General features: G+C 31.2%; 13 protein-coding genes and 1 tRNA gene. 5 read left to right on the plus strand and 9 right to left on the minus strand.

Annotated features, from left to right (window positions below; genetic code table 11):
- Nucleotides 1-50 precede the first annotated feature (50 nt).
- From ASE40_RS03745 to ASE40_RS03755, 3 genes are all read right to left on the minus strand, one after another.
- The gene (locus ASE40_RS03745) at nucleotides 51-377 is read right to left on the minus strand and encodes a YtxH domain-containing protein (protein ID WP_057115454.1); all 327 of its coding nucleotides are present in this window, start codon (nucleotides 375-377) and stop codon (nucleotides 51-53) included.
- A gap of 80 nt (nucleotides 378-457) precedes the next feature.
- Nucleotides 458-937 (minus strand): hypothetical protein, encoded by a 480-nt coding sequence (locus ASE40_RS03750; protein WP_057115455.1) that lies wholly within the window; start codon nucleotides 935-937, stop codon nucleotides 458-460.
- A 1129-nt stretch (nucleotides 938-2066) separates the two neighbouring features.
- Nucleotides 2067-4184, minus strand: coding sequence for a glutamine--tRNA ligase/YqeY domain fusion protein (locus ASE40_RS03755; protein WP_057115456.1), 2118 nt, complete (start codon nucleotides 4182-4184; stop codon nucleotides 2067-2069).
- A 107-nt stretch (nucleotides 4185-4291) separates the two neighbouring features.
- On the opposite strand from ASE40_RS03755, the gene folB reads away from it, so the two are divergent.
- Both folB and ASE40_RS21955 read left to right on the plus strand, forming a co-directional pair.
- Nucleotides 4292-4651, plus strand: coding sequence for a dihydroneopterin aldolase (folB, locus tag ASE40_RS03760; protein WP_057115457.1), 360 nt, complete (start codon nucleotides 4292-4294; stop codon nucleotides 4649-4651).
- Nucleotides 4652-4745: 94 nt separating this feature from the next.
- Nucleotides 4746-4816 (plus strand) — tRNA-Cys (locus ASE40_RS21955).
- A gap of 192 nt (nucleotides 4817-5008) precedes the next feature.
- Here the strand turns inward: ASE40_RS21955 and ASE40_RS03770 are convergent.
- From ASE40_RS03770 to rnr, 3 genes are read right to left on the minus strand one after another with little or no spacing between them, the layout of a single operon-like run.
- Entirely contained in the window at nucleotides 5009-5686 is a 678-nt protein-coding gene (locus ASE40_RS03770; RefSeq protein WP_057115459.1) for a LysE family translocator, read from the minus strand.
- A gap of 14 nt (nucleotides 5687-5700) precedes the next feature.
- On the minus strand, nucleotides 5701-6369 hold the full coding sequence (locus tag ASE40_RS03775; RefSeq protein ID WP_057115460.1) for a head GIN domain-containing protein: 669 nt from the start codon (nucleotides 6367-6369) through the stop codon (nucleotides 5701-5703).
- 24 nt (nucleotides 6370-6393) lie between these two features.
- Nucleotides 6394-8574 (minus strand): ribonuclease R, encoded by a 2181-nt coding sequence (gene rnr, locus ASE40_RS03780; protein ID WP_057115461.1) that lies wholly within the window; start codon nucleotides 8572-8574, stop codon nucleotides 6394-6396.
- Nucleotides 8575-8684: 110 nt separating this feature from the next.
- Between rnr and ASE40_RS03785 the strand changes: the two genes are divergently transcribed.
- The gene (locus ASE40_RS03785) at nucleotides 8685-8918 is read left to right on the plus strand and encodes a putative signal transducing protein (protein ID WP_057115462.1); all 234 of its coding nucleotides are present in this window, start codon (nucleotides 8685-8687) and stop codon (nucleotides 8916-8918) included.
- Nucleotides 8919-9697: 779 nt separating this feature from the next.
- Nucleotides 9698-10129, plus strand: a complete 432-nt coding sequence (gene rpiB, locus ASE40_RS03790) for a ribose 5-phosphate isomerase B (RefSeq protein ID WP_057115463.1) — start codon at nucleotides 9698-9700, stop codon at nucleotides 10127-10129.
- 155 nt (nucleotides 10130-10284) lie between these two features.
- Here the strand turns inward: rpiB and ASE40_RS03795 are convergent, their stop codons facing one another.
- Nucleotides 10285-10554, minus strand: coding sequence for a DUF1294 domain-containing protein (locus ASE40_RS03795; protein WP_057115464.1), 270 nt, complete (start codon nucleotides 10552-10554; stop codon nucleotides 10285-10287).
- 115 nt (nucleotides 10555-10669) lie between these two features.
- Between ASE40_RS03795 and ASE40_RS03800 the strand changes: the two genes are divergently transcribed.
- Nucleotides 10670-12793 carry a Tex family protein gene (locus ASE40_RS03800; protein WP_057115465.1) on the plus strand — a complete coding sequence of 708 codons (2124 nt, stop codon included), beginning with the start codon at nucleotides 10670-10672 and terminating at the stop codon, nucleotides 12791-12793.
- Nucleotides 12794-12891: 98 nt separating this feature from the next.
- Here the strand turns inward: ASE40_RS03800 and ASE40_RS03805 are convergent, their stop codons facing one another.
- Nucleotides 12892-14295 (minus strand): glycosyl hydrolase family 8, encoded by a 1404-nt coding sequence (locus ASE40_RS03805; protein ID WP_057115466.1) that lies wholly within the window; start codon nucleotides 14293-14295, stop codon nucleotides 12892-12894.
- 103 nt (nucleotides 14296-14398) lie between these two features.
- Nucleotides 14399-15039, minus strand: a 641-nt coding sequence (locus tag ASE40_RS03810; protein WP_131726576.1) for a T9SS type A sorting domain-containing protein, incomplete at its 5' end; no start/stop codon positions are given.

Here is a 15039-nt window from a genome sequence, read left to right on the forward strand (position 1 = left end):
TCTTATAAAAATAAGCAAGTTAAGTGCTTCTTGTACAATTTAATAGATTTTTATTTTTGAAGTTTAGCGTTTTGTGCTTTTAAATCAGCCAATTTAGATTCTAAAAAAGTGATCACTTCTTCTGTCTTATGACTTACATTTGAAAGTAAATCATTTAAAGTTCCATCAAGATTTTTGGTTGCACCTGTGAATTTTTCACGTAGTACTTCAGAACTTGCTTCAAATGAATCCTGCAAATTATGTTTTGCATCATCAATTCCTTCTTTAATTTTAGCTCGAGTTTTTGATCCTTTTTCTGGAGCAAATAAAATCCCGATTGCCGCTCCTACTGCAGCACCAGCTAAAATTGCTGCAATTGTATTTGAATTATTAGACATAATATTTCTTTTTTAGTGATTAATAAAGATAGTTCTTTTTTAAAATGCTAAACAGTAAAATTCAAAATTTAACAATAGAATTAATACACATAAGTAACTGCTTCATATTTTCCATCACCTTTTTCAACAATACTCACAAAAGGAGAACCATTTGAAGCCGACTTAGATTTTATTCTCATAGCAGTTTGTTTCTGGTTTGCAATTGGCGGTTCACCTTTTGTCCTTGTCGAGACACCAGTAAAACTAGCAGATTGCTTCAGTCCTATTGTCTTTTCCTGAGGCAGAACAGTTACCATTTTGTAATCATCTTTTGAATCTACTATTATTTTATCAGAAATTTTTTGAGTTTGTTTGGTTTGCTTATTCGTAATTGATGAAACAGCATGTTTGCTAATTTTAATTTCTTCTGAACTTCCGTTTAGTGAATAATAAATTAAACCATTTTCGTTTTTTATGAAATTAACATCAAGTTGTTCACCATTGTGTTTTGTAATTTGATGTGTTTGTGAAATTGCAACATTTGCAAATAACATTGCTAGCGTAAAATATAAAATTTTCATGATAATTAGATTTAAATTAAAAATGATCAGATTTGAAATTTAAAAACTAAAGCTTAACACAAATTCAACATTATGGAATTTTGTACATTATGATACAATTTGAAAAATACCTTTTACGCGAAATATTATCAGGATTACATCATAATAAAAATGAGAACATAAAATTGTCTTTTCAAGAAATCAATTTTGAAGATTTACTGTTTTAAAAATTACGAGTTTTTAAAAACAATAAATTTCAGTTTAGTTTCTTTAACGGCAAATTTTAATTTTTATAAAAATCATCTCTGACTTTTGGTATTGAGTTAAAAATAGCAACTTTATAAACAATTGTATGTTAACAACCCGTTAAACTGACAAAAATAACAGCTAAAACTAAAATAAAGCTCATAAATAAACAATAAATCAAAAAACGAGTTACATATCAACTTGAAGAAAAAAATGCGTTAAAATTAATTTATTTAAGCTATTTTAATATATAAAAACTATAATAATTAATATTTTAATCAATTATATTAATTATTAAATTAAACTATCGTTTTAAAATTTTAATCAAATTAATTTATATAATAAAATCGGTTTTATATTATGAAAAATAAAAAAGTTTGGACAAGGTAAAAATTTGGTCAAAAAATTCAAAACTTAAAATAAGCAGCAAATTTCAATCAATTTAAATAATAGGATTCTAGAGATGGATAAATTTAAAAAGCCTCTTATAATAAATTTATGAAAGTCACTTTTAATTTATAAAATCTATATTTTTTATTATACACATCAATTTTAATAATAATAAAAATAAATTATCATATACAAAATAGCAATAATACTATTTTATAATTTAAAATACATTAAAAATTATACCAGAATTTCATTTAAAAATTTTTAAAGAAAAAAATCTGGCTCAAAAAAAGTAAAATATGTAGTAAAAAAAGTAAAATTTAAAATAAAGACTTGTAATAAAAGATCTTTTAAAATAAGGTTAATGAGGTGGACGAATTAAAAAAATGCTTTAAAATTAATGTATGAAAGCTATTTTTAATTTATAAAAGTTATAGATATTAATATTTTAATAAATTTTATATATAATAAAAAAGCGCTTTTAAAAAGCGCTTCTCCATAGATTCTAGTTATTTTATTTTTTTACCATCTCGGCAAGAATTTCAATTTCTCTCTCCGATGCATTTTTGGGAGGATTTGAATATAATTTTAAAATTTCATCATCAAATTGATTTTTGAAACTTACTTCTTCGATATCTCTCAAATTTAATAATGCTTTAGATCGAACATAAGTTGATTCACTTTTTAAAGACATTGAATATAATTTCTTAATATCTTCTTCTTCAAAATCTGTTGATTTCCAACTTCCATATTTCAAAATAAATTGAGCAAACAACAACGAAGCCTTATTATTATTGATATTTTTCTTTAAAGAATTCTGTAAAAGTGAAAAACTAGTAACATTTTTAATGTTCTCCCCTATCGCACTTTCAATTGCAATACGTTCTGGTTTAGTTTCAACTTTAAAATATTTGTTGATTTCTTTTAACGAATTATTAATGCTGTTTTCTTCTTTTTTACCTTTTTCTTCCCAAGCATCTTTTAGTCCAACAGTTTTGTTAAACACTAATTTTGAAGCAGTTGAGTCTTTATCAACAGTAAAATAACCCAAACGTTGAAACTGGAATTTATCTTCATTTTGAGCTGTAGCTAAACTTGGTTCAACATATCCAGTTACAATTTCTAATGAATTTGGATTCACAAAATCTAAGAAATTTTTCTCTTTATAACTGTCTGGAGCTTCATCTGTAAACAAACGATCGTATAAACGAACTTCTGCTTCAAGCGCATGTTGAATAGAAACCCAATGTAATGTTCCAGATACTTTTCTTTGGCTTGCTTCTGTCCCGCTTCCGCTTAAAGAATCGGTATCATAAGTAACATGAATTTCAGTAATATTTCCTTCTGCATCTTTTATAACAGATTCACCTTTAATGATATAAGCATTTTTAAGACGAACTTCTTTTCCTAAAGTCAAACGGAAAAATTTAGCTGGAGCTTCTTCTAAAAAGTCTTCTCTTTCGATGTATAATTCACGAGAAAAAGGTACTTTTCTGAAACCTGCATTTTCATCTTCCTGATTATTTTCAGCTTCTAACCACTCTTCTTTACCTTCTGGATAATTGGTAATTACCAATTTTACCGGATCTAAAACAGCCATTACACGAGGTGCAATTTTGTTCAAATCTTCACGAATACAAAATTCTAAAACCGATACATTAATTAAATTATCACGTTTTGCAATTCCAATTGTGTTGGCAAAATTACGTAAAGATGCTGCTGTATAACCACGTCTTCTTAACCCAGAAATTGTTGACATTCTAGGATCATCCCAACCATTAACATGCTTTTCTTTAACTAGTTGCTGTAATTTTCTTTTACTAACAACGGTATGTGATAAATTACGTCTTGCAAATTCTCTCTGCTTTGGACGCAGTTTATTTTCATCTAAAATCTGGTCTAAAAACCAATCGTATAATTCACGGTGAGGCAAGAATTCAAGTGTACAAAATGAATGTGAGATTTCTTCTAAATAATCACTTTGTCCGTGTGCCCAATCGTACATTGGATAAATTTTCCAGGCATCTCCAGTTCTATGATGATGCTTATGTAAAATTCTGTACATGATAGGATCACGCATCAACATATTAGTTGATTTCATGTCTATTTTTGCACGAAGAATATGTGTACCAGCCTCAAATTCACCGTTTTTCATTCTTTCGAATAAATCTAAATTTTCTTCAACAGAACGATTTCTGTATGGACTATCTGTCCCAACTGTTGATGGCGTTCCTTTTTGAATGGCCATATCTTCAGAAGACTGGCTATCAACATAGGCTTTATCTTTTTTAATTAATAAAACAGCCCAATCGTATAATTGTTGAAAGTAATCAGAAGCATAACGTTCTTCTGCCCAGGTATAACCCAGCCATTCAACGTCTTTTTTAATGGCGTCAACAAATTCCTGCTCTTCTTTTTCTGGATTTGTATCGTCAAAACGTAAATTTACAGGTGACTGATAATCAATACCTAAACCAAAATTTAAAGCAATAGAACTAGCGTGCCCAATGTGTAAATAACCGTTTGGTTCTGGTGGAAAACGAAAATGAAGTTTAGTTTGCGAAAGACCTGATTTTAGATCTTCCTCTATGATTTGTTCAATAAAATTGAGTGATTTCTCTTCTGATGCCATTATTTTATAGTAATTTTAGCAAAGATAAAAAAAAGGTTTCAGGTTTCAGGTTTAAAGTCATTTAACTAGCGCAAAACCTGAAACTTTAAACTTGAAACAAGATAAAAATGGGAGTTATTAAACTTAAAAACATTCGCACTTTTTCATACCACGGATGTTTAATTGAAGAAGGAAAAATAGGATCTGACTATACTGTAGATCTAAAAATTAAAACAAATCTTCAGAAATCGGCTGAAACAGATCATCTTTTAGACACTGTTGATTACGTTCATTTGAATAAAATTGTTACTGAAGAAATGGCAATTCGTTCGCATTTACTAGAACATGTAGCCAAAAGAATCAATATTCGTGTGCTGGCAGAGATAGAAACTGTAGAAAAAACAACAGTTTGGGTTTCTAAAATTAATCCTCCTATTGGTGGTGATGTTGAGTCAGTTACTATAAAAATGACAGAAATTAGAAAGTAATTATTTTATTTAAAATCGTATTTTTTCAAAATAGTTCATATGAAACTTTTGAAATTTAAAGATTTTAGTTACTTTTGCCATCCGTTCAAGCAATGGCGTCGTGGCCGAGCGGCTAGGCTGGGCTCTGCAAAAGCTCCTACTCCGGTTCGAATCCGGACGATGCCTCTAAAACCTTCAAAGCAATTTGAAGGTTTTTTTTTATGTCTTGTCCTTGCGAGGAACGAAGCAATCTCACTACTATAGATTATAAATGTTGATATAATTAGTTAGATTGCTTCGTTCCTCGCAAGGACTTATAAACACAAAAAAGCCTCTGAAATTCAGAGGCTTAATTTTATATTTTTGAGTTATTAACAACTACTTTTCTATTTTTTCGAAAGCATTTTTAACCATTTCTTTTTCTTTTGGAAACCATCCTTGTGTGATTAAAGCAACTCCAAAAACCATTAAAACAATACTAATTCCTTTTTTGATTTTAACGATATTAGTTGGTGTCATTTTAGATTTTAATTGTTTGGCTAATACTATTTTAAGACAATCAACCAGCAAATAAGTAATGATAACTGATGTAAAAAAAGTAATCATTCTTGAGTTTTGCATTTCTAATTTTGGTCCTACAGAAATGATAACAGCCAGCCAAAAACCTAATACTCCAATGTTAATAACGTTGAGTAAAAAGCCTTTTATAAATAGACTTCCGTAGTTTCTTTTGATGATATCACGATCAATTTCTTCATCGTCTATTTTTTCTTCATTTTTTAAACGAACGAAAGAAATTATACCATAAGCCAGCATTATTATTCCTCCAAAAATAAACAAAGCTGGTTTATCTTTTAAACTCTGAATTAATCTGTAACTTCCTAAATACGCGATAGCTATAAAAAAAATATCACCTAGAACTACACCGAAGTCAAATACAATTGCTGCTCTGAATCCTTTTGTAATACTGGTTTCTAGTAGTATAAAAAATACTGGACCTACCATAAAACTTAGAAAAAGTCCCCATGGCAGTCCAGCCAAAATATCATTTACCATCAAAATACAACTTGTTATTTTACTTCTTCGATTTTACCTCCAAAAACTGTTTTTTGATTTATTTGCTTTGGTTTTCCATAAATGTAAATAGAGCCTCCTGCGCTTACTTTTGCATCAACTAAGGTCGAAGCATTAACATCAGCTTTTCCTCCCGCAGAAACGCTTACATTAGTCTGAGAAGTCGCTAATTTACTTCCAAGGAAATAACCACCGGCTCCTAAACTGGCATCAAGGTTATCTGCTTTACCAGTTGCAGTGATTTCTCCACCAGAAACTGAACTTACTTTTAACTTATCAACATTCAAATCTACATTAATTTTTCCACCTTCCTGCGCACTTACTTTAAACGAAGTTGCTTTTAGTGTTTCTTTACTTGTAACTTCTGCTCCTTCATTAACATCAATCAATTCTATTCTTTTGTAATACAAAGTAATATCTAAATCATTTCCTGATAATAGTTTAGGAAAAGGCATTCTTAATTTTAATATTCCATTTTTATTGACAGCTTCAACCTCTGCTTCTCTTGCTCCTTTTATAACAACTTTATTCTCTGAAGATTGAACTAATTTTACACTTAACTTATCGTAAACTTTTACGGTATCGAATTCACCTAACTCTTTGGTAACCTGACCAAAAGACATTTGAACAAATAAAATTGCAGCTCCTATAATTAACTTTTTCATACTTTTATTTTTTTAAATTAAACTTTATTCTGCTCTTCTTAAAAAATGAAAATCCAATTGTTTTTTAACTAAATCGGCATTTTTTACTTTAACATAAATTTCATCTCCTAATTGTAAAATACTGTTTGAAGTTGCTCCAACTAAAGCATACTGCTTTTCATCAAAAGTATAGTAATCATCTTTTATTTCTCTGATTCTTACCATTCCTTCGCATTTGTTAGAAACAATTTCAACATAAATTCCCCATTCTGTAACTCCTGAAATAACTCCCAAAAATTCTTCGTCCTGATGATCCTGCATGTATTTAACCTGCATGTATTTAATACTATCTCGCTCAGCATTTGTTGCTAAACTTTCCATATTAGAACAATGCAGACATTTTGTTTCATAAGTTTCTTCGTCTACAGAAGCGCCGCCATCTAGATAATACTGCAGCAAACGATGTACCATTACGTCTGGATAACGACGAATTGGCGATGTAAAATGGCTGTAATAATCAAAAGCTAATCCGTAATGACCAATATTATCTGTAGAATATTTGGCTTTACTCATACTTCTAATCGCAAGAGTGTCAATTAAGTTCTGTTCTTTTTTACCATTTACTTCTTCCATCAATGCATTCAAAGACTTTGAAATATCGCCTTTGTTACGGAAATCTATTTTATAACCAAATTTAGCAATTACGGTTTGCATCGCAATTAATTTGTCTTCGTTTGGTTCGTCGTGAATCCTGTAAACAAATGTTTTCTTTTGTTTTCCAATGTATTCAGCCACTTTTCTGTTGGCTAAAAGCATAAATTCTTCAATCAAATGATTGGCATCTTTAGATACTTTAAAGTAAACTCCTTCTGGTTCACCTTCTGCATCCAAATTAAATTTCACTTCAACTTTATCAAAAGAAATTGCACCATTCTGCATTCTTTTCTTTCTTAAAATCTTCGCTAATTCATCTAATTTTAAAGTTGCTTCTGTAATTTCATCTGAAACAACATAAGATTCTCCAGTAATTGAAACATCAACTGGAATTGTATTATCTTTTGTTTCAATAATATACTGTGCTTCTTCGTAAGCAAAACGCTGATCTGAATAAATTACTGTTCTTCCAAACCATTGGTTGATAACTTGTGCAGTTGGAGAAACTTCGAATATCGCAGAGAATGTATATTTCTCTTCATTCGGACGAAGTGAACAGGCAAAATTAGATAAAACTTCAGGAAGCATTGGCACTACCCTATCTACTAAGTAAACAGAAGTAGCTCTTTGATAAGCTTCATCATCCAAGATTGTACCTTCTTCCAAATAATAAGAAACATCGGCAATGTGAATTCCAATTTCGAAGTTTCCATTCTCTAACTTTTTGAAAGACAAGGCATCATCAAAATCTTTTGCATCTTTTGGATCTATCGTAAACGTAAGCGTATCACGCATATCACGACGTTTTGCTATTTCAGATTCCTGAATCGAAGTATCTATTTTTTGTGCATAAACCTCTACTTCTACCGGAAAATCTGATGGAAGTCCATATTCCGCTAAAATAGCGTGAATCTCAGTATTGTGTTCACCAGGTTTTCCTAAAACTTTTATGACAGATCCAAACGGACTATCAGCTCTTTTTGGCCAGTCTTCAATCTTAACTAAAACAACATCACCGTTTTCTGCTTCACCAATTTTATCCTTCGGAATAAAAATATCGGTATACATTTTAGGATTTGCAGTAGAAACAAATGCAAAATTTGGCTGCATATCAATTACACCAACAAATTCTGTTTTATCTCTTTCTACAACTTCAATTACTTCACCTTCAGGTCTTTTACCTTTTCTTCTATTATAAACATAGACTTTTACTTTGTCTTTATCTAATGCACGATTCAAATTATTGGTCGGAATAAAAACATCTTCTGCAAAATCTGGACAAATAAAATAAGCAGTTTTTCTGCTCGTCATATCTATTGTTCCTTCGTAGTAATCCTGACTTTCGGCTTTTACTAGATATTTTCCAGGCTCTGATTCTATAATTTTCTTTTGCGAAGCTAGAATTTTTAGTTCTTTTATAATTTGATTCCTGCTATTGGTATCGTCAAGTTCAAGCTTTGCTCCTATTTGTTTATAATTGAATGGTTTATTAGCATTTTGCGATAAAATCTTTATTATTTTTCCAGAGAAATCTTTCTCTTTTTTTATCGGCTTTCTAATTTTCTTACTCATATATCTTTTCTTATAAGGTTTAAAATTACAAATAAGAAATCAGATAATACTTTTTAACAAATAGAATTATTAAAAATATAACTTTTCGTACATTTACAAAAACACCTCATATGGAAAGCTTTAAGACCATCGCCATATTCAATTATCAGCACGAAACAGTGGTTCTCAAACACTTACTGGAGCAGGAACAAATCCCTTATTTTTTCGAAAACGAAATGACACTTTCAGTCGTTCCAATGTACACTTCGGCGCTGGGTGGAATCAAACTCAAAGTTCATCCCAACGATTTCGAACAAGTTCAGGAAATCCTTGACAACTTAAACAATCCTCTCAAAATCGTTTAAAGAGATTCTTTTTTCAAACTAAATTCAATTTTTTTCTTTTTAAACTTTTTTAGTTTTCAACATATATTAAATACAACAAAAAAGATTTTTAAAAATTTAAAAAAAATTGTTGGTTATTATAGTGTGTTAATATGTCGAATAAATTTATTTTTAAAAGCATTGAAATGAAGTTTCTCTTAGTTATTTTGAGTTATCAACATAGTTATTTTTAGCTAAAATATTAATTTATAAGACTTTTTGTATTTTAATTAACAACGGTTGACAACCAAAAATGAATTGATTTTGTAGATAAGTTCATATGTTGATATTTGTTGAAAATGGCATTTTTGATATTGATAACTTTTCTAAAAATTCCCGAAACTTTATTAGGATTTTTGATTCCAGTTTTGGATTAGGTTTTTTTTCGACACAACCAAAAAAAACTTCTAATTTTCTTTTCGAACTTATTAACAGTTTCTGTTAATTTAAAGTTAACTGAATATCAACGAATTACAAACTCCTATTAACACCTTAAAATTTTAACAAATATTCTGGTTATTCTTTATTGATTATGAGATACTTATGAAGTTATCAAAATTGTTAATAAGTGGTAAATATTTGATATTACGTAAGTTATCTTTCTAAGCTTTTTGCTATGAATTTCACGAATCTACACGAATTTATATTGGAATGTTTATATAGTATTCAAAAAAGAAAATAATTTGTGAAAATTGGTGTAATTCGTGGCAACCATTTATTAATTGAGTAAATTTGTACTACACAACTTAATAGTATAGAAAATGAAAATATCGATAGGAAACGACCACGCTGGACCAGAATATAAAAAAGCAATTGTTGAAATGCTTAAAGCAAAAGGATACGAAGTAACGAATTACGGAACTGATACTGATGCTTCTGTAGATTATCCAGATTTTGGACATCCAGTTGCAAATGATGTATCTGAAGGAAAAGCTGATTTTGGAATTGTGATCTGCGGAAGCGGTAACGGAATTGCAATGACTGTTAATAAACATCCGAAAGTGAGAGCTGGTTTATGCTGGACTAAGGAAATTGCTTATTTGACACGTTTGCATAACGATGCTAATATTGTAAGTATTCCGGCGCGCTTTACTTCTATTCATCAAGCAGTTGAAATCGTTGAAACTTTCCTGACAACAGCTTTTGAAGGCGGAAGACATCAAAACAGAGTTAATAAGATTGCTTGTTCGTAAAAAGTCAAAAAAAATCGGGTGCTTCGCACCAATGTAAATAAACAAGCCGGGCGGATTTTTAAAATTCATCCGGTTTTTTTATTTAAAGTACTTACATTCAATATATTGAAGTTATTTTAAATTATACTTTTTAAGGTTATTAACAATGTTAATATCTATATTTTTTGAGTTAGCATGAAGTAAATTAAAACAACTTGTAGTAAAAGAATCAATAAGAATTTGACAATAAATGAAGTTTTACTCGTTTTATGTTTAAAGAAAAACATAGCTGTTAATAAACCTATTGTTCCGCCAATTGTTTGAAGAAAAAACAAAGTATTTTCAGGAATTCTTCGTTTATTTTTTCGAGCCAGATATTTATCGTATCCAGCAAGAATAAAAAGAACAATATTTATAAATAAAAAATAGAGTAAAAAAATTTCCATTGGCGTAAAATTAAAAACAAAGATATTATTTTAGCCGAATCATTGATGAATTTACAAATCGTTTTAACAAGTAAATTATATCATGTTGTAATTAAGAATTTATTTCATTAAACGTATGACTAATATTCAATTCATTGCCAAATCTGTTCAGGCACCTGCAGTCAGCATTCAAAACACCGTAAAATTATTAGAGGAAGATTGTACAATTCCGTTTATTTCGAGATACCGAAAAGACGCGACTGGTAATCTTGATGAAACTGTAATTGAACAGATTGCAAAATTGCAGAAAGATTTTGACACACTTGTAAAGCGTAAAGAAGCAGTTCTGAAATCTATTGAAGAACAAAAAGCGCTCACGGCGGATTTGAAGAAAAAAATTGAAGACAGTTTTGATCTGCAGGAAATTGAAGATTTCTATCTTCCGTACAAAAAGAAGAAAAAAACAAAAGCAGATGTTGCCCGCGAGTTTGGTTTAGAGCCTTTGGCAAAAATCATAATGTCTGAAAGTGATGTTGATGTCGATTTTGTTTCGACACAATACATTAATGAAAATGTGATTAATGAAGAAGCGGCTATGCAAGGCGCAAGAGATATTGTGGCAGAATGGATTAATGAAAATATTTATGTTCGTAAACAGCTTCGTAGATTATATCAACGAAAAGCAACAATTGCAACCAAAGTCGTAAAAAAGAAAGCGGAAGAAGAAGGAGCACAAAAATTCAGTCAGTATTTTGATTGGGAGGAGCCTTTGACAAAAGCGCCGGCGCATCGTTTATTGGCAATGCTTCGCGCTGAAAACGAAGGTTTTATTAAAATGAAAATAGATGTTGATATCGATGATGCTTACGATGTTATTGACGAAATCATTATTAAAAAACAAAATAGCACAACAGCTCATTTGCAGTTAGCAATTGAAGATAGTTACAAACGTTTATTAAACCCAGCAATTGGAAACGAAACACTTCAGGAAGCAAAAGCAAAAGCCGATGCGAATTCTATTCAGGTTTTTGCCAACAATTTAGGACAATTATTATTGGCACCGCCTTTGGGAGAAAAACGTATTCTGGCAATCGATCCAGGATTTAGAAGCGGTTGTAAAGTAGTTTGTCTAGACGAAAAAGGCGATTTGTTATATAACGAAACGATTTACCCGCACGCGCCTCAAAACGAAGAATCTATGGCGATTAAAAAAATTCGTTCGATGGTTAACGCCTATCAAATTGATGCGATTTCTATTGGAAATGGAACTGCTTCGCGCGAAACCGAATTTTTCATCAAAAAAATCGCGTTCGACAAACCAGTGCAGGTTTTTATAGTTTCTGAGGCTGGAGCTTCAGTTTATTCAGCTTCCAAAATTGCGAGGGAAGAATTTCCAAATTATGATGTAACGGTTCGTGGTTCGGTTTCTATCGGAAGAAGGCTTTCAGATCCTTTAGCCGAATTGGTAAAAATTGACCCAAAAGCCATTGGAGTAGGTCAGTATCAGCACGATGTTGACCAAACGAAATTAAAAGAAGAATTGGATAACACCGTAATTCGCTGCGTAAACTCGGTTGGAATTAACATCAACACCGCAAGTAAACATTTACTGAGTTATGTGAGTGGAATAGGAGAGAAGCTGGCAGAAAACATCGTACAATACCGCTCTGAAAACGGACCTTTTGAAGACAGAAAACAGTTGAAAAAAGTGCCTCGTTTGGGAGATAAGGCTTATCAACAAGGAGCAGCGTTCATTAGAATTACAAATGCTAAAAATCCGCTGGATAATTCGGCAGTGCATCCAGAGGCTTATCCAGTTGTGGAGAAAATGGCAAAAGATTTGAAAATTTCTGTAAACGAATTAATTGCTAATAAAGAGAAAACAGCGCTTATTAAGGCCGAAAACTATATTACACCTGAAATTGGTTTGCTTACGCTAAAAGACATCATAAAAGAGCTGGAAAAGCCTGGCTTAGACCCAAGAAAGTCGGCTAAGGTTTTTGAATTTGACGCCAATGTAAAATCAATCAAAGATTTGAAAACAGGAATGATTTTACCTGGAATTGTGAATAACATTACCAACTTCGGCTGTTTTGTTGACATCGGAATCAAAGAAAGCGGTTTAGTACATATTTCACAGTTAAAAGCTGGATTTGTAAGCGATGTAAACGAGGTTGTAAAATTACATCAGCATGTTGATGTGAAGGTTACGGAAGTTGATGAAGATAGAAAAAGGATTCAGCTGACGATGATTTTATAAAATTCCAATTTATAAAATTCCAAATTCCAAACTGTTTGGAATCTTTAAATGAAAAACTCCCAAATTACAATTGTAATTTGGGAGTTTCTATTTTTAGACTATTTCAAAATCACTTTTTTGGTAATGTTTTTAAAATCATCATTGGATATTTTTACCAAATAAACTCCTCGCGCTTGGTTGGCTAAATTTATTTCTGTCAATTCTGAAGTTGTTTTTTGTTGATGAATAACACTCCCTGAAGGAGATATTATCGAGATAGTAGATTTCCCAGGTGCACTAACTGTGATTCGATCAGCGCTCGGATTTGGAAAAAGCGTAACAGTAGATTTTTCAATATCAAAATTTTCATTGGACAAAGTAGCAGTTGGAGGCAGATAAAAATTACCAGTTAGTAAAAAAGAATATAATGTTTTTAGGGTGTGATTGAAGTAGCTGTTTGGTTCGTTGAGGTTTTTTAAATCGGTGTAAGAAGCATCTAAATGCGCTTGATTTTCTCCAGCCATTGCAGCACAGGCAAATGCACCCACAAAAGTAGCATTGTGCCATTGGCCGCTTACTGTTCCGTTTTGATTGTATCCATCTTTAATATTTGCCGAACCTCCAAGATTAACACGAACAAAATCAGATGATTTCTTAGCATAAGTTTTGGCATCGGCATTTCCATACCATAAATAATCAACCGCAATACGCCAAGGAGTTCTTGCAGCATCATATGTATATCCTTTTCCGGAATTGTTATATCCGTTTGCTGCAGCTATAGCAGAATAAGCGCCAGAAGCTTCGCACCAGTCCGAAACTAATCCGCCAACGGCATTGTTTACAGTAAGATTATTGTTAATAACCGTATAAGATTTCGCTGCAACCTGATTCCAAAAAACGACATCATTTGTAAAAACTCCAAATGCTCTGTAATAAGCAGGCGAGAAGTAAGAAGGATTTGTGATTTGGCTGCCGCCGAATTGATCTCCAGGTTTTAAAACATAAGTATTGGCTTCCACTTCATAATTTTTAATAGCAGAAATTAAAGCAGTCGCATCGGTTTTGTAGTTAATGTTACCACTGCTTCCCCATTGATAATCGGCAACGATAAGGGCAAATGCAGCATCAAGTTCTGCATCTGTAGCTCCGTTTTGACCAATAGCTCCAGAACAGCCATTAATTTTCCAGTTCATTACTTTGTTGCTGTTTACATTGTCTTTATAATACAACCAAAGTCCATCAAAAAGGTTTTTGTCTGCCATGTAAGCAGATAAGAGCATTCCGTATCCAATTCCTTCAGAAACTGTTTGAGAAGAAGTATCAAATTTCACTCTGTATCTTCCGTTAGAACAAGACTCAACAAAATTGTTTTTCCAAATATCATAATTGTTTTGGGCATCCAGACTGTTTTTGGGTGAAGGCATCAAGCCATTCGCAAAAACAACATTGGCAGGAAAGGGCTGCTTTTGTGCATTACTTTTGAGGCACAAAAAAGCAACAGTAATTAGAAGTAGGTTTTTCATAATTATTGTTTAATAGATTTAGGGACTCTAAAAGTAAGATTTTTAGATATAAAAAACCCCGAATTAAATTTTAATTCGGGGCTACTTTAAATATTAAAATATATTATTTTTTTAGAATAAATTTTTGAGCTTTAAATGTATTATGATTGCTGTTTTTAATTAAATAAACACCATCAGAAAGATTTTCTATGTGAATTGTATTTAGAATATCTGAATCTAGATTTACTGATTTTACAATTTTACCAGAAGCATCAATAATGATATAATTTCCATTATATTTAGTTACAATATTTAATATTCCTTTACTTGGAATAGGATACATTCTAAATTCGGCTGATTTAAAATCATCAACACCTAATGTTGATACATTTATACAATCTGAAACAATTGTACAGCCTGCCACCGTAATTTCAACCTTATATTCTCCAACAACAGATGGTGTAAAGGATTGATTGTTTTCGTTAGCTAATAATGTATTTGGACATTTATACCATTGGTATACGGCTCCTGCATGATCAGATGTTAATATTCCTGAATTTAAACTTACAGATTTTAAAATGGCAGATGAATTGTTGATAGTTAATTGTAACGTTTTAGTATCACAGCCAGCACTATAAGTGTAAGTTCCAGAATTTGTGTATGTTACCCCATTCACAGGCCAAGTGTAACTGTCACAAGCTAATTCTGTCTGCGTAGAATTTGTTGCATTAGTTATTGTTAATACTAAAGTTTTAGTATCACATC

This window comes from Flavobacterium sp. Root935, assembly GCF_001429295.1.
GTDB lineage: Bacteria > Bacteroidota > Bacteroidia > Flavobacteriales > Flavobacteriaceae > Flavobacterium.

Bases quoted from the DNA above. Each gene is read 5' to 3' on its own strand.
- folB (WP_057115457.1), top strand. From the start codon at position 4,292: ATGGGAGTTATTAAACTTAAAAACATTCGCACTTTTTCATACCACGGA.
- rnr (WP_057115461.1), bottom strand. From the start codon at position 8,574: ATGAGTAAGAAAATTAGAAAGCCGATAAAAAAAGAGAAAGATTTCTCT.
- ASE40_RS03785 (WP_057115462.1), top strand. From the start codon at position 8,685: ATGGAAAGCTTTAAGACCATCGCCATATTCAATTATCAGCACGAAACA.
- ASE40_RS03800 (WP_057115465.1), top strand. From the start codon at position 10,670: ATGACTAATATTCAATTCATTGCCAAATCTGTTCAGGCACCTGCAGTC.
- ASE40_RS03745 (WP_057115454.1), bottom strand. From the start codon at position 377: ATGTCTAATAATTCAAATACAATTGCAGCAATTTTAGCTGGTGCTGCA.
- ASE40_RS03770 (WP_057115459.1), bottom strand. From the start codon at position 5,686: ATGGTAAATGATATTTTGGCTGGACTGCCATGGGGACTTTTTCTAAGT.
- ASE40_RS03755 (WP_057115456.1), bottom strand. From the start codon at position 4,184: ATGGCATCAGAAGAGAAATCACTCAATTTTATTGAACAAATCATAGAG.
- ASE40_RS03750 (WP_057115455.1), bottom strand. From the start codon at position 937: ATGAAAATTTTATATTTTACGCTAGCAATGTTATTTGCAAATGTTGCA.
- ASE40_RS03775 (WP_057115460.1), bottom strand. From the start codon at position 6,369: ATGAAAAAGTTAATTATAGGAGCTGCAATTTTATTTGTTCAAATGTCT.
- rpiB (WP_057115463.1), top strand. From the start codon at position 9,698: ATGAAAATATCGATAGGAAACGACCACGCTGGACCAGAATATAAAAAA.
- ASE40_RS03795 (WP_057115464.1), bottom strand. From the start codon at position 10,554: ATGGAAATTTTTTTACTCTATTTTTTATTTATAAATATTGTTCTTTTT.
- ASE40_RS03805 (WP_057115466.1), bottom strand. From the start codon at position 14,295: ATGAAAAACCTACTTCTAATTACTGTTGCTTTTTTGTGCCTCAAAAGT.